Raw genomic sequence first — 20,556 nt, forward strand, 5'->3', positions numbered from 1 at the left:
GCGTGTGTGGATGATGCAGCCATCGTAGCGAGGCGCCGGCGCGCGCGCCGCCCCGATCCGGTCCGCCACCATCCCAGGCGGGACTGTTTTGCTGGGCTGCATGATTCTTATTGTAAATAGGAATCATTATCATTAAAATGGGCTGATGCAAGATCGCATGGCTAGCCGACCGGGAGTGTGATGTACGAGCTGAAATCGTCCGAATTCTTTGATGCGCCGCCGGCCGGCGCCTTCACGCCGCCGGGCACCCTGGTGCGCACGGTCGACGTGCAGCCGGGACTGGCCGTCTCGCTCGTCTCGCTCCAGCCGCAGCAGGCGTTCCAGATGGCGGCGCTCAATGACAGCGACCACCTGCATTTCAGCTGCCAGCTGCGCGGCACGACGGAAGTGGTGCAGGGCGGTGGCGAGACGCGCAGCCTGCAGGCCAACAGCCTGGTCGCCAGCTGCGCGCCCGGCGAGCGCTTCCTGCTCAATTTCTACCCGGCCGGCTATGCCAACATCGAGCTGCGCATCCGTCCCCAGCTCCTGTGCGCGCTGGCGGGCGACGACTATGAACGCATCGTCCCGCGCCTGCAAAGCGCCTGCTTCCTGCATCAGCAGGCGGGCCATGCGCGCGCCCGCGATGCGGCCTTGCGGCTGGAGCAGTTGCTGACGTGCGAGCAGCCGCCAGGCCTGCTGGTGCACGCGGCCACCCTGGAATTCCTCGCGTGGCATTTGCAATCGCTGCAGGGGGAGGAAGACAGCGCGGGCCAGCCGCCGCGCCGCGAGCAAAAGCTGCTGCTGGCCGCGCACGAGCGCCTGCTGGCCGACCTGAGCGCGCCGCCCACCATCGAGCAGCTGTCGCGCGAAGTGGGCTTGAACCAGCTGAAACTGAAGCGCGGCTTCAAGGCCATGTTTGGCCTCAGTATCTACGCGCTGTTCCAGCGCGAACGCATGGGCCGCGCGAAGGCGCTGCTGGACCGGCACGGCGTCAGCGACACGGCCGTCATGCTCGGCTACAGCAACATGAGCCATTTCAGCGCCGCCTTCCGCAAGCAGCATGGCGTGCTGCCCAGCGAGGCGCGGCGCGCCAGGCTAGTCTAGGTCCTGCGCCCGCCACAGGGCGGCATACAGTCCCTGTTCTTCCAGCAGCGTGGCGTGCGTGCCGCGTTCCACGATGCGGCCGCCGTCGAGCACGAGGATCTGCTGCGCGTGCCGCACGGTGCGCAGGCGGTGGGCGATCATGATCACGGTGCGGCCTTGCGCCAGGCGGCCCAGCGCCCGTTCGATTTCACGTTGCGCCTGCGGGTCGACGCTGGCCGTCGCTTCGTCGAGCAGCAGCAGCGGGGCATCCTTCAGCAGGGCGCGCGCGATCGACAGGCGCTGGCGCTCGCCGCCGGACAGGCGCTGGCCGTTTTCGCCGATGCGGCTGGCGTAGCCGTGCGGCAGCTTGCGCACGAACGCGTCGCAGTAGGCTGCGCCGCAGGCGGCCATCACTTCCTCGTCGCTGGCGCCGGGGCGGCCGATGCGCACATTGTCCAGTACCGTGCCGTCGAACAGCTGCACCTCCTGGAAGACAAAGCTCAGCTGGGCGTACAGGCGCTCGCTGCCCAGCGCGCGCAAGTCCACGCCGCCCAGCAGGATGGCGCCGTGCTGCGGGTCGTCGAAGCGGGCCAGCAGATGCAGCAGGCTGCTCTTGCCGGCGCCCGATGGCCCGACGATGGCCGTGACGCTGCCCGGCGCCGCGTCGAAACTGATATTGCGCAGGGCCCAGGTCTCGCTGCCCGCATACTGCAAGCCCACCTGGTCGAAGCGCAGCGCATGGCCGTGCGGCTGCGCGGCGGCGTCGCCTTGCGGCAGTGCCGGTTCGGCCAGCATGGCTTCGATGCGCGCTTCGCTCAGGGCCATGAAACGCAGTTCCTGCAGGTGGGCGGCGATATCATGCAGCGGATCGAGCAGTTTATAGGCCACCAGCGCGAACAGCAGCCATGCCGGCCCGGCCAGCTCGCCGTGGCGCGCCAGCGCGCCCGCCAGCAGCAGGAGCAGCACCAGGCCCAGTTCCAGGACCAGGCGGTAGGCCTGGATGGGCCCCGCGCCCCAGGCTTCCACGCCGAAGCTGGCGCTGCGCAAGGCGGCAAAGCGGCGGTCGAGCTTTTCCACCCAGTGCGCCGCGCGGCCATACAGGCGCAGGGTGCGCAGGCCGGCCGCAAATTCCACCAGCATGCCGGCCGTTTCCTGCAGCAGTTCCTGCTTGTGGCGCCCGGCGGCGGCAAAGCGGCGCCGGCCCAGGCCGAGCAGCCACAGGGCCAGCGGCAAGGTGGATACCAGGATGCAGGCGAGGCGCCAGTCCACCGCCAGCAGGATGGCGAAATACAGCAGCGGCACGGCGCAGGCGGCCACCAGTTCCCCGCTCAGGTGCGTGAAAATATCTTCCACGCGCTTGACGTCGTCCGTCAGCAGCGACGCCAACTGGCCGCTGCGCTTGCCCTGCACTGCGCCCAGCGGCAAGCGTCCCAGGTGGGCAATCGCATGTTCGCGGTAGCCGCCCATCACCTCATAGCTGCCCAGGAAGCAGTACAGCTGGCCCAGCCAGGAAAACAGCATCTGCCCGGTCAGCAGGCAGGCCAGCAGCAGGCAAAGCAGGGGCAGCGAGCGCAATTGGCCTGTGCGCAGCAGGTCGTCCAGCCACCACCAGGCGAGGAAGAAGGGCGCGATCGCGCAGGCCCGTTCGGCCACGCGCAGGGCCAGGCCTGCCAGCATGCGTGCCGTCGCGCGGTGGCTGCGCCGCATCACGCGGCGCATCAGTTCAATGGTCTGCATGGGTTTTCTTTTCCGTGATATGCCACTGTTCGCTGTCGAACTGGCGTTGCCACAAGTCGTGGTACAGGGGGCAGCGCAGCAGCAGGTCGGCATGCGCGCCGTGCGCGACCAGGCGGCCCTGGTCCATGACGAGAATTTGCGCGGCGCCGGCGATGGAGCTCAGCCGATGTGCGATCACCAGCACCGTCTTGTGCGGATAGGCCGCGCGCAAGGCCTGGTAAAAGCGCCGTTCCGTGCGGCTGTCGGCAAAGGCCGTCGCTTCATCGAGCAGCAAAACGGGCGTGTCGGCCAGCAGGGCGCGCGCGATGGCGATGCGCTGGCGCTCGCCGCCGGACAGGCGTACGCCCCGTTCCTCGACGTGCGTGTGCCAGCCGGCCGGCAGGGCGTCGATGCAGCCGTCTGCCTGCGCCACGCGCAGCGCCTGGCGGACCTGCGCGTCGCTGGCACCGGGCCGGCCCAGGCGCAGGTTGTCGAGCAGGCTGCCGCGAAACAGGAAGGCATCCTGCGTGGCCAGGGCGATCAGCGCCGTGCGGGCGCCCTCGTCGAGCGCGTCCAGCGCCACGCCGCCAATGCGGATGCGGCCCGCATCGGCTTGCAGCAGGCCCGCCAGCAGGGCGGCCACGGTGCTCTTGCCGGCGCCCGATGGCCCCACCAGCGCCGTCAGGCTGCCGGCCGGCAGGTGCAGGCTCACGTCGTGCAGCACGGGCGCGTTGGCATACGCGAAGAAGACGTGCTCGAAGCGCACTTCGGGTAGGTCCGGCAGGTCCGGCAGGCTGGCTGGCGCCTGCTGCGCCGCGGGCGCCGGTGCCGGCAAGCTGGCCATGCGCTGCAGGCTGGCCTGCACCTCGCGAAGCTCCGTCGACAGCTTGATGACCTTGAACAGCGGTTTCAACATGCCGGAACCGAGCACGAGGGCCAGCACCAGTTGCGGCAGGGTGACATGCGCCGCCTGGTACAGCCACAGGCCCGCCGGCAGCAGGGTGGCGATGTTCGCGCTCAGCAGCACCATGAAGACGGACCACGCGGGCACCGTCTGGCGCGTGATGCGGCTCATCAGCGTTTGATAGGCGTGCAGGCTGTCGCGCATGCGCTGGAATGAGGTGGCGTCCTGGCGGTACGCTTTCATCACGGGCATGCTGCGCACATATTCGATGGTGGTGCCGTGCAGTTCGTCGAGGGCCGTCCCGTACTGCGCCATGTGTACGCCGAAACCGCGCATCATCATCGCTTGCAGCAGCAGCGCAAAGGGCACGGTGGCCAGCGCGGCCAGCGCCAGGCGCCAGTCGATGGCCAGCAGCAGGCCGGCCACCAGCACGGGACTGGCCAGGGCCGCCGCCAGTTCCACCGTGTGGTGGGCGATGAACTGCTCCAGCCGGTCCACGTCCTGCAGCACCAGCCGTTTCAGTTCGCCGCTGCCCGCCTGGTTCAGCCAGCGCAAGGGCGCGCCCGCCAGCTGGCGCACCAGCCCGCGCCGCGTATCGAGCAGCACCTGGAAGGCGCTGACGTGGCTGCAGTAATACGCGGCGCTGTACAGCAGATACTTGAACAGCAGGGCCAGTACCAGCCAGCCGGCCAGCCGGAACAGGTCGGCGCCGGCGGCGGGAGACGCGACAGCCACGCCCGCCGCCGTGCCCAGCAGCCAGTAGGGCCACAGTTCGGCGCTGGCTGCCGCCACGGCCAGGACGATGGCCAGCGCCAGTCTCCCGTACTGGCCGCGCAGCAGACGGCGCAGCAGCTGCGATGGCGATGCTTCAGTCATGTGCGTCGTCCAGGTGGGCCGCGCCGCGGCGTACCCACAGCAGCACGGCGATGGCCAGCAGCGCGCTGGCCACGCCCACCAGCATGCCGGCGCCATAGCCGGCGCGGGCGGCCAGCGCCGTGGCGGCGGACGCGATGACGATTTCGCCCAGCGTTTGCGTGCTCTGGAAAATGGAAAAATCGGTGGCCGCCTGCCGGCCCAGCTGCGCGTAGCGCATCAGCAGGGTGTACAGGCAGACGCTGGTCACGCCGATGCCCAGGCCGATCAGGATGGTGGCCAGCCACACGAGGGGCGTGCCCGCACCGGCGGGGGCGCTGCTGATGCGCAGCCACAGGACGCTGGCGCAGGCCAGGATGGCCAGGCCGCCCAGCAGCGCGTGCCAGCGCGTCATCCATTTGAGCAGCAGGGCGGCCAGCGCGCAGCCGGCCAGCACCATCACGGAATTGCCCGCGCCGGACAGGCCGGCCACGCTGGCGGCGCTCCAGCCGGCGTCGATCAGCACCAGCTTGGCCAGGCCGAACAGCACCGAGCCGGTCAGGGTGGCCAGCATGCTGGCCACCATCAGGCGCAGCGCCAGCGGCCGGCGGAAAAAGCCCCGCAAGCTGGCCCGCTGCCGGGTGACGGCCGCCGCCGCGCCTTCGCGCCAGCGCCACACGGGCATGCCGCACAGCACGACGATGGCAGCCAGGGCCAGCATGCTGGCCGTCTGTCCCAGCAGCTCGGCGCCCAGCAGCAAGGCCGGGCCGCCCACCAGCATGCCGAGCATGAAACCGCCCACCTGCAATACATTGATGTGCGCGATGCCGCTGCCATGCAGCACGTCGGCTGCCAGGCCATCGGTGGCGATGTCCTGCGTGGCACTGGCCAGCGAGGCGGCCGCGATCAGCCACAGCAAGGCCGGCGCATGCGCCGCATCGAAGCGCTGGAAGGCCATCGCCGCCAGGCACAGGGCCAGCAGCAGCTGCATGGGCACGATCCAGCTGCGGCGCCTGCCCATGGCCGCCGACCAGCGGTTTTCCACCAGCGGCGACCAAAAAAACTTGAAGGCCCAGGGCAGGCTGGCCAGCGGCACCAGCGCGATCAGCTCCAGCGGCGCGCCGCCCTGGCGCAGCAGCACGGGATAGGCCTGGAAGGCCAGGCCGATCGGTATGCCCTGCACCAGGTAGAGCAGGGCCGTCATCCACAGCAGGCTGGCGCGCGCGGCGACAGGCGTGGAAACGGGAGGGAAAGTGTGCGACTGCTGCGGCGCCATGGCGGCCTTCCTTGATTGTGCGGGAAGGCCAGCGTAGCGGCACCGGGCGGGCGCCGCTACCCGCTTCGGGATGGCGAATGCGGTTTACCGCCCGGATCGGGACTATCGGCTGGTGGCCGCGGTACGGGGCGGCTGCAGCACATGCGTGGCAAGAGCACCGTTGCTGCCTTGCCACGCCGAAGACGGCGGTTGCGCCGGACGTGCCCGGCCAGTTAGAATGCGAATCATTATTATTTGCGACCCAGGGAGCATGCGACGTGTCGGCAGCCCAACCCGGCGTTCACCAGGAGGTGGGCAGCCTGTATCACGATCATCACCGCTGGCTGCAAGGCTGGCTGCGGCACAAGCTGGGTAACGCGTTCGACGCGGCTGACGTGGCGCACGACACTTTCATGCGCCTGCTGAACCGCGACGAGGCCATCGCCGCGCGCGAGCCGCGCGCCTTCCTCACCACCGTGGCCAAGGGCGTGCTGGGCAATCTGTACCGCCGCCGCGACCTGGAAGCGGCCTACCTGGAAACCCTGGCCAGCCTGCCCGCGCAGTGCGCGCCCGATCCCGAGGCGCAGGCGATCCTGCTCGAAGCCCTGTTCGACATCGACCGCCGCCTCGACGGCCTGGCGCCGGCCGTGCGCCGCGCGTTCCTGCTGTCGCAGCTCGACGGCATGCCGCAGGCCGCCATCGCGCTGGAGCTGAACGTCTCGCTGGCCACCGTGCAGCGCTACCTGGTCAAGGCCATGCACCAGTGTTTCTTTTCCCATCCGAAGCCGTGACGGACGCCCTGACGCCGGAAGCGGCCAGCCTGCAGGCCGTGGAATGGCTGGTGCGCCTGCAGGCGGGCGATTGCGCGCCGGAAGTGGAGCAGGCCTGGCGCGCCTGGCGCGACAGCGACCCGGAAAACGAGCAGGCGTGGCTGCATGTGGAAGGCTGCATGGCGCGCATGCGTGCTCTGCCCGCGCCGCTGGCGCACGGCACGCTGGCGCGCAAACCCGTGCATGCGCAGGCCAGCGCCGCGCGGCGCCAGTCCCTCAAGCTCCTGGCGCTGCTGGCCGTGGGCGGCGGCGCCTGGCTGGCCGGCGGCGATGAACAGGCGCGCTTCTGGCTGGCCGATTACCGCACGGGCACCGGTGAGCTGCGCCATATTGAGCTGCAGGACGGCACGCGCATCGCCTTGAATACGGCCACCTCCATCGACGTGCGCTACACGGGGGACCAGCGCCTGGTGACCTTATTGAAAGGCGAGATCATGGTGGCCACGGCGCGCGATCCTGCCGGCCGGCCCTTCTTTGTACAGACGTCCCAGGGCCGTTTGCAACCGGTGGGCACGCGCTTTGCCGTGCGCGCCGGCAGCGAGGCCACGCGCCTGGGCGTGTTTGCGGGCGCTGTCGATATCGCGCCCCTCCGGCCGCAACAGCCAGCCGATGCGGCGCGCAGGCTGCAGGCCGGCCAGCAAGCGGCGTTCACGGCGGAGCGTATCGGCTCCACGGGGGCCTTGCCTGCCGGCGCGGATGCCTGGACGGCCGGCATGCTGGTGGCGCACGACATGCCGCTGGCCGACTTTATCGGCGAACTGGCCCGCTACCGCCATGGGCGCCTGGCCTGCGATCCGGCCATCGCGGACCTGCGCGTGTCCGGCATCTACCCGCTGGCCGATACCGCGCAAGTGCTCGACATGCTGGCGCGTACCTTGCCCATCGACGTGCGCCAGACCACGCGTTTCTGGGTGACCGTGGTGCCGCATCGGCAGTATCCATGAATATTTTCCGAAAAAGTGAGGGGTTTGCGATTTTCGCGTGACATAGCAAGTGAACCCTTCATTCACTTTCAGGAAAACAGTCCGCATGCCTAGTACAACACCCATTTACGCTTCTTCCGCTTCCACCGCATGCCGCCGCAGTATGGCGGCGCTGGCCGTCAGCCAGGCCCTGTGGCTGCTCGCCGCCGGCGGCGCCTCGGCTGCCGCCCCCGTTGCCCAGGCAGCCAGTGCGGCGCGCATCGAGCTGGCGATACCGGCCGGCACCCTGGAACTGGTGCTGGTGCGCTTCGGCCAGCAGACGGGCACCATGATTTCCTATCAGGCGGCCAGCGTGGCTGGCAAGCGCAGCGCCGGCCTGGCGGGCCGCTACAGCGTGCCCGAAGCGCTGGGCGCCATCGTCGCCGGCTCGGGCCTGCGCGCCGTGCCGCAGGCAAATGGCGGCTATGTGCTCGACGCGGCGCCGGCCGATGGCGGCCAGACCATGCCCGAGATGAAGGTCACCGCCAGCTTTGATGCGAACGGCGCGACGGAAGGCAGCGGCTCGTACACGACGCAGACCATGCGCTCGGCCACGCGCCTGGGCCTGTCCGTGCGCGAGACGCCGCAAGCCGTCAGCGTGGTCACGCGCCAGCAGATGGATGACCAGAACCTGCAGACGGTGGAAGAGGTGCTGCAAAACGCGGCCGGCATTGCCATCAACCGCTACGACAGCGATCGCACCTCGTTCTTCGCACGCGGTTTTTCCATCGCCAGCTACCAGTACGACGGCATACCCACCACGGTCGATAATGCCTACAACGTGGGCGACAGCACCCTGGACATGACGGCCTACGACAGGGTCGAAATCGTGCGCGGCGCCACGGGCTTGCTGACGGGCGCGGGCGAACCTTCGGCCACCATCAACCTGGTGCGCAAGCGCGCGTCGTCGAGGCAGCTGGCCGGCGCGGCGGCCCTGAGCCTGGGTTCCTGGAACAATGCGCGCGCCAGCGCGGACGTCTCCACGCCGCTCACCGCCGACGGCAAGGTGCGCGGGCGTGTCGTGGCCAGCTACCAGGACAGCGAATCGTATGTGCGCCTGTATCACGGCAAGAAGGCCATGGCCTACGCCACCGTGGAAGCGGACCTGGCGCCCGGCAGCGTGCTGATCGCCGGCTATGAATACCAGGACAACCGTCCGCGCGGCGGCATGTATGGCGGCTTGCCGCTGTGGTACGCGGATGGCGAACGGGCCACCTTGCCCCGTTCCGCCACCACGGCAACCACCTGGAGCCGCTGGTTCAGCACCAGCCAGACGGCCTTTGTGCGCCTGGAGCAGGACCTGGGCAAGGGCTGGAACCTGACGGCCATGCTGAATCACGGCTGGGGCAATTATTCGGCGGCCGAGCTTTTCGCCAATACCTGGCCGGACAAGGCCACGGGCCAGGGCGTGACGGGCTACACCGGGTTTTACTCGGGCACGCGGCGCCAGGACAGCGTGGACGCCTATGTGCAGGGTCCCGTGCAGCTGCTGGGCCGCACGCACGACCTGGCGTTTGGCGTCTCCGGCAGCAACCAGTTCGCCAGCAATCCGGGCATCTCGGGCGGCAGCGTCGACTATGGCAATTTCCATCAATGGCAGGGCGTGACGCCGGAGCCGGACTGGAACGACGCGAATTTCTCGCGCTGGCAGCTGCTCGACACGGTGCAGCAGCGCGGCATCTACGGCACGGCGCGCTTTTCGCTGGCCGACCCCTTGAAACTGATCGTCGGCGCGCGCTACAGCCGCTACAAGGCGGACCACGTCGACGACTGGGGCGGCAGCTATGCGTATGCCAAGCACGCCGTCACGCCGTACGCGGGCCTGGTGTGGGATATCGACGCGCAGCATGCGCTGTACACCAGCTACAGCAAGATCTTCAAGCCGCAGGGTAACCAGGACCGCTTCGGCCGCTACCTCGATCCCGTGCAGGGCAAGAACGTGGAAGCGGGCGTGAAGGGCGAGTATTTCGGCGGCAGGCTCAATGCGGCGCTGGCCGTGTTCCGCATCGCGCAAGACGGCCTGGCGCAGGAAGATACGGGCCATTTTGTCGGCAATTCACTGACGCAGGCGTATTACGCGGCGGCGGGCACCACCAGCAAGGGCGTGGAGCTCGATCTGTCGGGTGAACTGGCCAAGGGCTGGAATGTGTCGGCCAGCGTGTCGCATGCGGCGGCCGAAGACAAGCAGGGCGCGCGCCTGAACAGCTATGTGCCGCAAACCCTGGCGCGCGTGTTTTCCACGTACCAGCTGCCCGGCGACTGGCGCGCCTTGTCGGTGGGCGGCGGGGTGAACTGGCAAAGCGGTGCCTACCGCGACGCCACCGGGCCGAAGGGCACGGAGCGCGTGGCGCAGGGCGGCTACGCCGTGGCCAGCCTGATGGCCAGATATGCGCTGTCGCGCCAGCTGTCGCTGCAGGCAAACGTCAACAACCTGTTCGACAAGCGCTACTACAGCCAGGTCGGCATGTATAACCAGGCTTACTGGGGCGCGCCGCGCAATGCCAGCGTCACGCTGCGCTACGTCTTCTGATGCATCAGAGCGGCCAGGCCTGCTTGGTGACGGCCACGGCCACGATGTAGGCGAAGACCAGCACGGCCAGCGCGAACGCGGTGCCGCGCACGGCCGGCGTCTTGCCCCGTTTCAGGGCGATGGTGCCCAGCACGATGTAGGCCACGAGCGCGCCCAGCTTGGCGGCCAGCCATGGCTGGCTGCCCGGCGCCTGGCCGCTCCACACGGCCAGCGTGATGGCGCTGGCCAGCAAGGCCGTATCGACCAGGTGCGGCAGGATTTTTACCCAGCGCTGCTGCAATGCGGGCGAGGCGCGCAGCATCCAGGCGCCGCGCAACAGGAAAAGAAAGCCGCTGGCGGCGGCGCAACCCATGTGGAAATGCTTGAGGCTCAGATAATCCATGCGTGATGTCGTGGGCGTTGATTGACGGTGGCGCCAGCATAGCCGCCTTTGCCGCGCCGCGCCATACGTCGTCGGGATGAGGCGCGATCAATCAGCGGCACCATTTCACGTACACCAGCTCCGGATCGCCCTCATCGAGATGGTCGATCCGGCCGCTGCGCACGAAGCCCGCGCTGGCGAACAGCCGCTGCGCGGCCACGTTGGACTGGTTCGTCGAAGTGAACAGTTTCGCCGTCGGGCAGGCGTTTGCGGCAGCCGCCAGCAGGCGCATGCCCACGCCGCGCCGCTGCTGCGCGGGCGCCACCACCACCAGCGGGACAAAACCGTAGCCGAAGAAGTCGTCGTGCGTGAGGACATAGCCGGCGACCTGGCCGGCGTGCAGGGCGACCAGGCACTGCCTCTTGCCGACGGCGTCGCGCACGGCGTCGCCGCGGCTGGCGTGCGATTGCGCATAGGCGTCGCAGGCCAGCATGGCCGCCACGTCGCCTGGCCTGGCCACGCGGGTGATGATGTCGTCTGCTTCTGTTTCCTTGTCCATGCCGCTCCCTGTTGTGCCCGTGCCGAGTGTGCCAAAAATGCGTCCGTTTGTAAAACACCTGCCATCCAGGCTAGGTCCGGCCTGCGCCATCTAGTCACTTTTGCCGATGCGGCTATCCAGATTGCCTTCCCAAAATCACCCTGTGGCCGATAGTGCCTTTTGCGGCCGGCACGTAAGCTGGTCGGGACGGCTGGCCAGACGGCCAGTGCATTCATGGAGAAACATCGTGGCTACCCTAGATGGCACTAACAAGAACAGTAACAGCAGTAACACGCCGGTCGAACCGGGCAGGCGGCGCAAGCAGGCGTCCGTGCTGGTCAGCAGTACCTTCGCCTTCACGATCTGCTTCGCGGTATGGATGATGTTTGCCGTACTGGGCATCCCCATCAAGACCAGCCTGGGCTTGACTGAAACGCAATTCGGCCTGCTGGCCGCCATGCCCGTGCTGACGGGCTCCCTCGTGCGCGTGCCATTGGGCATCTGGACGGACAAATACGGCGGACGCCGCGTATTCTTCCTGCTGATGCTGGCCAGCGTGGTGCCGATCTACCTGATCGCCTACGCCACCGCCTACTGGCACTTCCTCTTGCTGGGCATGTTCGTAGGTCTGGCGGGCGGCTCGTTTTCCGTCGGCACGCCGTACGTGGCGCGCTGGTACGAGAAGGAGCGCCGCGGCCTGGCCATGGGCATCTTCGGTGCGGGGAATTCCGGTTCCGCGCTGACGAAGTTCGTCGCGCCCGGCATCGTCGCCGCCTTCGGCTGGCAGATGCTGCCCAAGGTGTATGCGGTGGCCATGCTGGCCACGGCCATCCTCTTCTGGCTGTTTTCGTACACGGACAAATCGCACCTGGCGCCATCGGGCGAAAGCTTTACCGAGCAGATGAAGGTGCTGAAGGACCCGCGCGTGTGGCGCTACTGCCAGTACTACTCGGTGGTGTTCGGCGGCTATGTGGCGCTGGCGCTGTGGATGACGAAGTACTACGTGGCCGAATACGGCTTCGACCTGAAACACGCGGCGCTGCTGGCCGCCTGCTTCTCGCTGCCGGGCGGCGTGCTGCGCGCCGTGGGCGGCTGGATCTCCGACAAGTACGGCGCCGCCAGGGTGACATGGGCCGTGATGTGGGTGTGCTGGGTGTGCTTCTTCCTGCTGTCGTATCCGCAGACGCAGATGGTGGTGGAAACCGTCACGGGACCGCTGGCCTTCCATATCGGCCTGTCGCCGCTGTGGTTCACCGTGCTGCTGTTCATCGTCGGCATCGCCATGGCCGTGGGCAAGGCGTCCGTCTTCAAGTTCATCGGCGATGATTTTTCGCACAACATCGGCGCCGTGTCGGGCGTGGTGGGCCTGGCCGGCGGCTTGGGCGGCTTCATCCTGCCCGTGATGTTCGGCGCCCTGGTGGACTTCACGGGCGTCCGCTCGAGCGCCTTCATGCTCTTGTACGGCACCGTCTGCGTTTCCCTCGTCTGGATGCATTTTTCGTTCAAGCCGCTGCGCGCGGCGCCCGCCAATCAACCTGCAGGAGCACAAGCATGAGCCGCTACATGATCAATACGTGGGAACCCGAGACTCCCAGTTTCTGGCAAACGACAGGCAAGGCCACGGCCGCGCGCAATCTGTGGATCTCGATCCCAGCGCTGCTGCTGGCGTTTGCCGTGTGGATGGTGTGGAGCGTGGTGGTGGTCAACCTGCCCAACATCGGTTTTACCTACAGTAACAACCAGCTGTTCTGGCTGACGGCCTTGCCGGGCCTGTCCGGCGCCACCCTGCGCATCTTTTATTCGTTCATGGTGCCGATCTTCGGCGGCCGGCGCTGGACGGCCATTTCCACGGGCTCGCTGCTGATTCCCGCCATCGGTATCGGCCTGGCCGTGCAGGATGTGAACACGGGCTATCCGACCATGCTGATCCTGGCCCTGCTGTGCGGCTTTGGCGGCGGCAATTTCGCCTCGTCGATGGCCAACATCAGCTTTTTCTACCCAAAGGCCAGCAAGGGCTTCGCGCTGGGCATGAACGCGGGCCTGGGCAACCTGGGCGTATCGGTGGTGCAGTTCGTCGTGCCGCTGGTGATCACTTTTGCCGTCTTCGGCGCCTGGGGTGGCGAGTCGCTCACCTGGGTCAAGAATGGCGTGAGCAAGGACATGTGGCTGCAGAACGCGGGTTTCATCTGGGTGCCGTTCATTGCGCTCTCCACCTTGCTGGCCTGGTTCGGCATGAATGACCTGGCGTCGGCCAAGGCCTCGTTTTCCGAACAGGCCGTGATCTTTAAGCGCAAGCACAATTGGCTCATGTGCTGGCTGTACACGGGCACCTTCGGCTCCTTCATCGGTTATTCGGCCGCATTCCCGCTGCTGATCAAGATCCAGTTCCCCGACGTCAATCCGCTCGACTACGCGTTTTTGGGACCCCTCGTCGGTGCCTTGGCGCGGGTGGCCGGCGGCGTGATCTCGGACAAGCTGGGTGGCGCCAGGGTTACCCTGTGGTCGTTCCTCTTGATGATAGGCGCCGTGCTGGGCGTGCTGTACTTCATGCCGCAAGGTGGTACCGGTGGCAATTTCAACGGCTTCTTCTGGATGTTCATGCTGCTGTTTGCGGGCACGGGCATCGGCAATGCGTCGACCTTCCGCATGATCCCCGTGATCTTCCTGACGGAGCACCAGCGCGCGGCGGCCGGCAAGGACAAGGCGGCGCAGGAGCAAGCCATCGTCGACGCCAACAAGGAAGGCGCGGCCGTGCTGGGCTTCACTTCGGCCGTGGCGGCGTACGGCGCCTTCTTCATCCCGAAAAGCTACGGCACCTCGATTGCGCTGACGGGCAGCCCCGACGCGGCCCTGTGGTGCTTCATCGGCTTCTATGTCAGCTGCATCGCCATCACGTGGTGGTGCTATGCCCGTAAAAACGCGCCCATGCCTTGCTGAAGCTGGAATGCCTGGCAAGCCATGCTTGCTGGGCGCTGTATGAGTACGAGAGGTAGAAATGGAAGAACTGGAAAAATTCGTCAACGGCTTCAGCCTGTTTCAGCAGCAGTACTTCAGCGAGCCGCAGACCTTGTACGACAGCCTGCGCGACGGCCAGCGGCCTTCGACCCTGCTGATTGGCTGCTGCGATTCGCGGGTCGATCCCATGCTGCTGACGGGCAGCGACCCGGGCGACATGTTCGTCGTGCGCAATATCGCCAACCTGGTGCCGCCGTGTACCCCCGACGCGCCGCCCGGCGTCAGTTCGGCCATCGAGTTCGCCGTCTGCAAGCTCGAAGTGGCCAGGGTCATCGTGCTCGGGCATGCGCGCTGCGGCGGCATCCGCGCGCTGCTGCAGCCGCAGCCGCGCGCGCAAGACCAGGAAACGGACTTCGTGGGACAGTGGATGCGCATCGCCGAACCGGTGGCGCAGCGCGTGCGGCGCGAGCTGGCGCACCGTTCATCGGAAGAGCAGCACCATGCGTGCGAACTGGCCAGCATATTGCAGTCGCTGGACAACCTGCTCACCTACCCCTGGCTCAAGCGCAGGGTGGAGCAGGGATTGTTGAAATTGCATGGATGGTATTTCGACATCGACAGCGGGGCGCTGATGGCGTATTCGGCGCGCCAGCAGCAGTTTTTGCCGCTGGTGTGTCCGATAGAGCGCGCGCGGCATTTGCACGAGCGCCCCTGGCCGGATTCAGCTAAAACGTAACAAATCCCCGCTGCGGTCAAACGCCAGCAGGCTGTCGATGCGGCCTTGTTCGATGGCCGTCACCATGGCGCGCAGGGGCGCCTCGCAATCGTGCGGCGCGGGCGGCTGGCCGTCCTGGCCCGCCAGTCCTGCCACGAAGACCACGTCCCAGTGCGTCTGCATCTGTCTCGACTCCTCTTTCAATGTCTCGAAGCTGCCCAGTTCATCGGGCAGCTTGTCGGCGCACATCACGGGCGTGAGGGACTTGCCCTGGCCGCCAGGCTGCGCCTGCGCCTGGGTAAAGGTGAACAGCAGGCGTTGCGGCTGTTCCTGGTTGCGGGCGCTGCGCAGCAGGCTGGCGTAATCGGTAATCGGCATGGTGCTCTTTCTCACAGTTGAACGATGGCGACAGGTATACCGCAGCGTGGCTGCGGCGCCCATAGGCAATAGTGACTATCCGGGTGACTACGCGCCTATGCATTCCTGGTGCCGGAAACCGACTTCTTGCCAATACCGCCGCGCGGGGCGCATCGCTAGACTGTTTGTATCGACGCTTGAGCCATCGTGCTTGCAGCGTTTTTTAAGACCTGGCGCCGCTGTCCGCGGCGCAATGTGGAGGTAGCATGAGTCACTTTCTGGACCGCCTGAAATTTTTTAGCAAGCCCGCCGAGCCGTTTTCCAACGGCCATGGCACCGTGGTCGATGAAGACCGTACCTGGGAAAACGCCTACCGCCAGCGCTGGCAGCACGACAAGATCGTCCGCTCCACGCATGGCGTGAACTGCACCGGCTCGTGCAGCTGGAAGGTGTATGTCAAGAATGGCCTGATCACCTGGGAAACCCAGCAAACCGATTACCCGCGCACGCGTCCCGACCTGCCCAACCACGAGCCGCGCGGCTGCCCCCGCGGCGCCAGCTACTCCTGGTACGTGTATTCGGCCCAGCGCGTGAAATACCCGATGGTGCGCGGCCGCCTGATGGAAATGTGGCGCGAAGCGCGCAAGACCATGGACCCCGTCACGGCCTGGGACTGGATCAGCCAGGACCCCGTGCGCTCGCAGCAGTACAAATCCATCCGTGGCCTGGGCGGCTTCGTGCGCGCCACGTGGGATGAATCGAACGAGATCATCGCCGCCGCGAATGCGCTGACGATCAAGAAATACGGCCCGGACCGCGTCGTCGGCTTTTCGCCGATTCCCGCCATGTCCATGGTCAGCTATGCTTCCGGCACGCGCTACCTGTCGCTGATCGGCGGCGTGGCCCTGAGCTTCTATGACTGGTACTGCGACTTGCCGCCGGCCAGTCCGCAAGTGTGGGGCGAGCAGACGGACGTGCCGGAATCGGCCGACTGGTACAACTCGACCTATCTGATGGTGTGGGGCTCGAACGTGCCGATGACGCGCACGCCGGACGCCCACTTCTACACGGAAGTGCGCTACAAGGGCACGAAAACCGTGGCCATCTCGCCCGACTACGGCGAAATGGTGAAGTTCGGCGACATCTGGCTGGCGCCGAAGCAGGGCACGGATGCCGCGCTGGCGCTGGCCATGGGCCATGTGATCCTCAAGGAATTCCATGCGGAAGGGCAGAGCGCCTACTTCCGCGACTATGCGCGCCAGTACACGGACTTCCCCATGCTGGTGCTGCTCAAGGAGCACAACGGCACCCTGGTGCCCGATTACTTCCTGCGCGCTTCGCACCTGGACAACAACCTCGACGAAACCAACAATCCGGAATGGAAAACCCTCGTCATCGACGAGAGCACGGGGGCGATCACGGCGCCGGCCGGCTCCATCGGCTTCCGCTGGGGCGAGTCGGGCAAGTGGAACCTGGAACAGAAGGCGGGCGGCAGTGGTGCGCCCATCGTGCCGATGCTCTCCATGATCAACGACAGCGACGCCGTCACGGAAGTGGGCTTCGCCTACTTCGGCGGCAAGGACGCGGCCGACATGTTGCTGCGCAAAGTACCCGTGAAAACCATCCGCCTGGCCGATGGCAGCACGGGCCTGGTGACCACCGTGTTCGACCTGACCCTGGCCAACTACGGCATCGACCGGGGCCTCGGTGGCGAAAACGTGGCGGAAAGCTATGACGACGACGTGCCGTACACGCCGGCATGGCAGGAAAAGCACACGGGCGTGAAACGCGCCGACGTCATCACGGTGGCGCGCCAGTTCGCGGAAAATGCGGACCAGACGCGCGGCAAGAGCATGGTCATCGTGGGCGCCGGCCTGAATCACTGGTACCACATGGACATGACGTATCGGGGCATCATCAACATGCTGATGATGTGCGGCTGTATCGGCCAGTCGGGCGGCGGCTGGGCCCATTACGTGGGCCAGGAAAAGCTGCGTCCGCAAACGGGCTGGACGCCGCTGGCCTTCGCCCAGGACTGGGTACGCCCGATGCGCCAGATGAACGGCACCTCGTTCTTCTATGCCCATACGAGCCAGTGGCGCCATGAAAAGCTGGAAACGGGCGACATCGCCTCGCCATCGGCCGCCGGCACCACGGGCGACCTGACCCTGCTCGACTACAACGCCAAGGCCGAGCGCATGGGCTGGCTGCCATCGGCGCCGCAGCTGCAAACCAATCCGCTGGAAGTGGCCAAGGCCGCCAAGGCGGCAGGGCAGGCGCCGGCCGCATATGCGCTCGACCAGATCAAGGCGGGCCAGCTGCAGTTCTCGTGCGACGACCCGGACAACCCGGCCAACTTCCCCCGCAATATGTTCGTCTGGCGCTCGAACATCCTGGGCAGCTCGGGCAAGGGCCACGAGTACTTCCTGAAATACCTGCTGGGCACGCAGAACGGCTTGCTCAGCGACGAGGACGACTGCCTCACGCCGAAGCAGGTGAAAGTGCGCCCGGCCGCCGAAGGCAAGCTCGATCTGCTGGTGGTGCTGGACTTCCGCATGTCGACCACGTGTCTGTACGGAGACGTGGTGTTGCCGACGGCCACCTGGTATGAAAAGGATGACTTGAACACCTCGGACATGCATCCGTTCATCCACCCGCTGTCGGAAGCCGTGCAGCCGCTGTGGCAATCGAAGTCGGACTGGGAAATCTACAAGGGCATCGCCGAGAAATTCTCGGAAATCGGCGGCGAGCTCCTGGGCACCCAGCAAGACATCATCCTGACCCCGCTGATGCACGACACGCCGGGCGAACTGGGCCAGCCTTTCGATCCCAAGGACTGGCGCGCCGGCGAATGCGAGGCCATTCCCGGCAAGACCATGCCGAACATGACGGTGGTCGAGCGCAATTACCGCGACGTCTACAAGAAGTTCACTTCGATCGGCCCGCTGCTGGAAACCATCGGCAACGGCGGCAAGGGTATTTCCTGGAAAACGGGCCATGAAGTGGACGTGCTGCGCGGCATCAATCGTACGGTGCTCGACGAGGGCGTGTCGCAGGGCCAGCCGCGCCTCGACACGGCCATCGATGCGGCCGAGATGATCCTGTCGCTGGCGCCGGAAACGAATGGCCACGTGGCCGTGAAAGCCTGGGCCGCGCTGTCAAGCATCACGGGCCGCGACCACACGCATCTGGCGCTGCCGCGCGAGCATGACAGCATCCGCTTCCGCGACGTGCAGGCGCAGCCGCGCAAGATCATTTCCTCGCCCACCTGGTCGGGCCTGGAAAGCGAGGAAGTGAGCTACACGGCCGGCTATACCAACGTGCATGAACTGATCCCGTGGCGCACCCTGACGGGCCGCCAGCAGTTCTACCAGGATCACCTGTGGATGCGCGACTTCGGCGAAGGGCTGTGCGTGTACAAGCCGGCCATCAACACGAAGACGACGGAAGCGCTGCTGGGCACCCGGCCGAACGGCAACAAGGAACTGGCGCTGAACTTTTTGACGCCGCACCAGAAGTGGGGCATCCACTCCACGTATTCGGACAACCTGCGCATGCTGACCCTGTCGCGCGGCGGTCCCCACGTGTGGCTGTCGGAAATCGACGCGCAGGCGGCCGGCATCGTCGACAACGACTGGATCGAAGTCTTCAACGTGAACGGCACCCTGACGGCGCGCGCCATCGTCAGCCAGCGCATCCCGGCCGGCATGACGATGATGTATCACGCGCAGGAAAAGATCATCAACGTGCCTGGCGCGGAGATGACGGGCAAGCGGGGCGGCATCCACAACTCCGTGACGCGCGCCGTGCCCAAGCCCACGCACATGATAGGCGGCTACGCCCAGCTGGCCTACGGCTTCAATTACTACGGCACGGTGGGCTCCAACCGCGATGAATTCGTATTGGTGCGCAAGATGAACAAGGTCGACTGGCTGGAAGGCCCGTTGCAGGAAGAAGGAGCATAGTATGAAAATCAGAGCGCAAATCGGCATGGTGCTGAACCTGGACAAGTGCATCGGCTGCCACACCTGTTCCGTCACGTGCAAGAACGTGTGGACGAGCCGCGACGGCGTCGAGTACGCCTGGTTCAACAACGTTGAAACCAAGCCGGGCATCGGCTATCCGAAACAGTGGGAAAACCAGGACAAGTGGAATGGCGGCTGGCGCCGCACGGATGCAGGCAAGATCGAGCCGCGCCAGGGCAGCCGTCTGAAGATCCTGGCGAACATCTTTGCCAACCCCAACCTGCCCGCCATCGACGAGTACTACGAGCCGTTCACCTACGACTACGAGCACCTGCAAAGCGCGCCGCTGTCGCAGACGCCGCCGACGGCCCGTCCCATCTCCGTGCTGACGGGGAAAAAGATGGAGAAGATCGAGTGGGGCCCGAACTGGGAAGATGACTTGGGAGGCGAATTCGCCCAGCGCAGCAAGGATAAACTGTTCGACAACATGCAGAAGGAGATGTACGGCACCTTCGAGAACACCTTCATGATGTATCTGCCGCGCCTGTGCGAGCATTGCCTGAACCCGACGTGCGTGGCGTCCTGCCCATCCGGCTCCGTGTACAAGCGCGAAGACGACGGCATCGTGCTGATCGACCAGGACAAGTGCCGCGGCTGGCGCATGTGCATCTCCGGTTGCCCGTACAAGAAGATTTACTACAATTGGTCGTCCGGCAAGGCGGAGAAGTGCACGTTCTGCTTCCCCCGCATCGAAGCGGGCCAGCCTACCGTGTGCTCGGAAACGTGCGTGGGCCGCATCCGCTACCTGGGCGTGCTGCTGTACGACGCCGACAAGATCGAGGCGGCTGCCTCCGTGCCGCAGGAGCAGGACCTGTACCAGGCGCAGCTCGGCCTGTTCCTCGATCCGCACGACCCGGCCATCATCGCCGAGGCGCGCCGCCAGGGCATTCCCGACCTGTGGCTCGATGCGGCCGTCAAGTCGCCCGTCTACAAGATGGCCGTCGAGTGGAAGGTGGCGTTCCCGCTGCACCCCGAATACCGCACCTTGCCGATGGTGTGGTACGTGCCGCCCCTGTCGCCGATCCAGGCGGCCGCCGAATCGGGCAAGCTGGGCGTGAACGGCATGCTGCCGGACACGCAAAGCCTGCGCATTCCCGTGCAGTACCTGGCCAATCTGCTGACGGCCGGCGACCAGCCGCCCATCGTCTCGGCGCTGGACCGCATGCTGGCCATGCGCGCCTACATGCGCAGCAAGACGGTCGAGAAGGTGGAAAACCTCACGGTCCTCAAGCAAGTGGGTCTCACCAAGGCGCAGGTGGAAGACATGTACCACATCATGGCCATCGCCAACTACGAAGACCGCTTCGTCATCCCCAGCAGCCACAAGGAAATGGCGGAGGACAGCTTCAACGAGAAGGGATCGTGCGGCTTCAGCTTCGGCAATGGCTGCTCGGACGGGGTGAGCGAGCCTACCTTGTTCGGCAAGAAAAAACACGGTTCGGCCATCTTCATGCAGATGCCGAAGTCGCGCAAAACGGCGCCAGGCGCTTAAGG

The 20,556-nt window shown here is 66.2% G+C and carries 15 protein-coding genes; 9 read left to right on the forward strand and 6 right to left on the reverse strand.

Features of this window, described 5'->3' with window-relative positions; all coding sequences use genetic code 11:
• Positions 1-180 precede the first annotated feature (180 nt).
• The gene (locus VPH41_RS08725; RefSeq protein WP_328569663.1) at positions 181-1,083 is read left to right on the forward strand and encodes a helix-turn-helix transcriptional regulator; all 903 of its coding nucleotides are present in this window, start codon (positions 181-183) and stop codon (positions 1,081-1,083) included.
• On the opposite strand, the gene VPH41_RS08730 is transcribed toward VPH41_RS08725, so the two are convergent.
• From VPH41_RS08730 to VPH41_RS08740, 3 genes are read right to left on the reverse strand one after another with little or no spacing between them, the layout of a single operon-like run.
• Entirely contained in the window at positions 1,075-2,799 is a 1,725-nt protein-coding gene (locus VPH41_RS08730) for an ABC transporter ATP-binding protein (protein WP_328569664.1), read from the reverse strand. The genes VPH41_RS08725 and VPH41_RS08730 overlap by 9 nt on opposite strands.
• Positions 2,786-4,558, reverse strand: a complete 1,773-nt coding sequence (locus tag VPH41_RS08735; RefSeq protein WP_328569665.1) for an ABC transporter ATP-binding protein — start codon at positions 4,556-4,558, stop codon at positions 2,786-2,788. Before VPH41_RS08735 ends, VPH41_RS08730 begins: the two co-directional genes overlap by 14 nt.
• Complete coding sequence (locus tag VPH41_RS08740; protein ID WP_328569666.1) at positions 4,551-5,810, reverse strand: MFS transporter; 1,260 nt, start codon at positions 5,808-5,810, stop codon at positions 4,551-4,553. The genes VPH41_RS08735 and VPH41_RS08740 overlap by 8 nt, the downstream gene beginning before the upstream one ends.
• A gap of 257 nt (positions 5,811-6,067) precedes the next feature.
• Here VPH41_RS08740 and VPH41_RS08745 point away from each other — a divergent pair, with 257 nt between their 5' ends.
• The 3 genes from VPH41_RS08745 (at position 6,068) to VPH41_RS08755 (ending at position 10,111) form a co-directional block, all read left to right on the forward strand.
• Entirely contained in the window at positions 6,068-6,580 is a 513-nt protein-coding gene (locus VPH41_RS08745; RefSeq protein ID WP_328569667.1) for a sigma-70 family RNA polymerase sigma factor, read from the forward strand.
• Complete coding sequence (locus VPH41_RS08750; RefSeq protein WP_328569668.1) at positions 6,553-7,563, forward strand: FecR domain-containing protein; 1,011 nt, start codon at positions 6,553-6,555, stop codon at positions 7,561-7,563. Before VPH41_RS08745 ends, VPH41_RS08750 begins: the two co-directional genes overlap by 28 nt.
• A gap of 85 nt (positions 7,564-7,648) precedes the next feature.
• Positions 7,649-10,111: a TonB-dependent siderophore receptor gene (locus tag VPH41_RS08755; protein ID WP_328569669.1), complete on the forward strand. Its 2,463-nt coding sequence runs from the start codon at positions 7,649-7,651 to the stop codon at positions 10,109-10,111.
• Positions 10,112-10,115: 4 nt separating this feature from the next.
• Here the strand turns inward: VPH41_RS08755 and VPH41_RS08760 are convergent, their stop codons facing one another.
• Both VPH41_RS08760 and VPH41_RS08765 read right to left on the reverse strand, forming a co-directional pair.
• On the reverse strand, positions 10,116-10,493 hold the full coding sequence (locus tag VPH41_RS08760) for a SirB2 family protein (protein WP_328569670.1): 378 nt from the start codon (positions 10,491-10,493) through the stop codon (positions 10,116-10,118).
• A gap of 91 nt (positions 10,494-10,584) precedes the next feature.
• The gene (locus VPH41_RS08765) at positions 10,585-11,031 is read right to left on the reverse strand and encodes a GNAT family N-acetyltransferase (protein WP_328569671.1); all 447 of its coding nucleotides are present in this window, start codon (positions 11,029-11,031) and stop codon (positions 10,585-10,587) included.
• A gap of 310 nt (positions 11,032-11,341) precedes the next feature.
• Between VPH41_RS08765 and VPH41_RS08770 the strand changes: the two genes are divergently transcribed.
• The 3 genes from VPH41_RS08770 to VPH41_RS08780 are packed head-to-tail and all read left to right on the forward strand — an operon-like array spanning position 11,342 to position 14,701.
• On the forward strand, positions 11,342-12,565 hold the full coding sequence (locus VPH41_RS08770) for an MFS transporter (RefSeq protein WP_328570502.1): 1,224 nt from the start codon (positions 11,342-11,344) through the stop codon (positions 12,563-12,565).
• Positions 12,562-13,947: a NarK family nitrate/nitrite MFS transporter gene (locus VPH41_RS08775; protein WP_328569672.1), complete on the forward strand. Its 1,386-nt coding sequence runs from the start codon at positions 12,562-12,564 to the stop codon at positions 13,945-13,947. The genes VPH41_RS08770 and VPH41_RS08775 overlap by 4 nt, the downstream gene beginning before the upstream one ends.
• A 58-nt stretch (positions 13,948-14,005) precedes the next feature.
• Positions 14,006-14,701, forward strand: coding sequence for a carbonic anhydrase (locus VPH41_RS08780; RefSeq protein WP_328569673.1), 696 nt, complete (start codon positions 14,006-14,008; stop codon positions 14,699-14,701).
• Here the strand turns inward: VPH41_RS08780 and VPH41_RS08785 are convergent.
• On the reverse strand, positions 14,687-15,058 hold the full coding sequence (locus VPH41_RS08785) for a ribonucleotide reductase subunit alpha (protein ID WP_328569674.1): 372 nt from the start codon (positions 15,056-15,058) through the stop codon (positions 14,687-14,689). The two genes, VPH41_RS08780 and VPH41_RS08785, sit on opposite strands and share 15 nt — an antisense overlap.
• Before the next feature lie 245 nt (positions 15,059-15,303).
• Here VPH41_RS08785 and VPH41_RS08790 point away from each other — a divergent pair, with 245 nt between their 5' ends.
• Positions 15,304-19,002: a nitrate reductase subunit alpha gene (locus VPH41_RS08790; protein WP_328569675.1), complete on the forward strand. Its 3,699-nt coding sequence runs from the start codon at positions 15,304-15,306 to the stop codon at positions 19,000-19,002.
• 1 nt (position 19,003) lies between these two features.
• Positions 19,004-20,554: a nitrate reductase subunit beta gene (narH, locus tag VPH41_RS08795; RefSeq protein WP_328569676.1), complete on the forward strand. Its 1,551-nt coding sequence runs from the start codon at positions 19,004-19,006 to the stop codon at positions 20,552-20,554.
• Positions 20,555-20,556: the final 2 nt, after the last annotated feature.

The organism is Janthinobacterium sp. P210006, from assembly GCF_036231885.1.
GTDB classification, from domain to species: domain Bacteria; phylum Pseudomonadota; class Gammaproteobacteria; order Burkholderiales; family Burkholderiaceae_D; genus Janthinobacterium; species Janthinobacterium violaceinigrum.

Bases quoted from the DNA above. Each gene is read 5' to 3' on its own strand.
- VPH41_RS08785 (WP_328569674.1), bottom strand. From the start codon at position 15,058: ATGCCGATTACCGATTACGCCAGCCTGCTGCGCAGCGCCCGCAACCAG.
- VPH41_RS08730 (WP_328569664.1), bottom strand. From the start codon at position 2,799: ATGCAGACCATTGAACTGATGCGCCGCGTGATGCGGCGCAGCCACCGC.
- VPH41_RS08790 (WP_328569675.1), top strand. From the start codon at position 15,304: ATGAGTCACTTTCTGGACCGCCTGAAATTTTTTAGCAAGCCCGCCGAG.
- narH (WP_328569676.1), top strand. From the start codon at position 19,004: ATGAAAATCAGAGCGCAAATCGGCATGGTGCTGAACCTGGACAAGTGC.
- VPH41_RS08760 (WP_328569670.1), bottom strand. From the start codon at position 10,493: ATGGATTATCTGAGCCTCAAGCATTTCCACATGGGTTGCGCCGCCGCC.
- VPH41_RS08755 (WP_328569669.1), top strand. From the start codon at position 7,649: ATGCCTAGTACAACACCCATTTACGCTTCTTCCGCTTCCACCGCATGC.
- VPH41_RS08735 (WP_328569665.1), bottom strand. From the start codon at position 4,558: ATGACTGAAGCATCGCCATCGCAGCTGCTGCGCCGTCTGCTGCGCGGC.
- VPH41_RS08775 (WP_328569672.1), top strand. From the start codon at position 12,562: ATGAGCCGCTACATGATCAATACGTGGGAACCCGAGACTCCCAGTTTC.
- VPH41_RS08780 (WP_328569673.1), top strand. From the start codon at position 14,006: ATGGAAGAACTGGAAAAATTCGTCAACGGCTTCAGCCTGTTTCAGCAG.
- VPH41_RS08725 (WP_328569663.1), top strand. From the start codon at position 181: ATGTACGAGCTGAAATCGTCCGAATTCTTTGATGCGCCGCCGGCCGGC.
- VPH41_RS08740 (WP_328569666.1), bottom strand. From the start codon at position 5,810: ATGGCGCCGCAGCAGTCGCACACTTTCCCTCCCGTTTCCACGCCTGTC.
- VPH41_RS08765 (WP_328569671.1), bottom strand. From the start codon at position 11,031: ATGGACAAGGAAACAGAAGCAGACGACATCATCACCCGCGTGGCCAGG.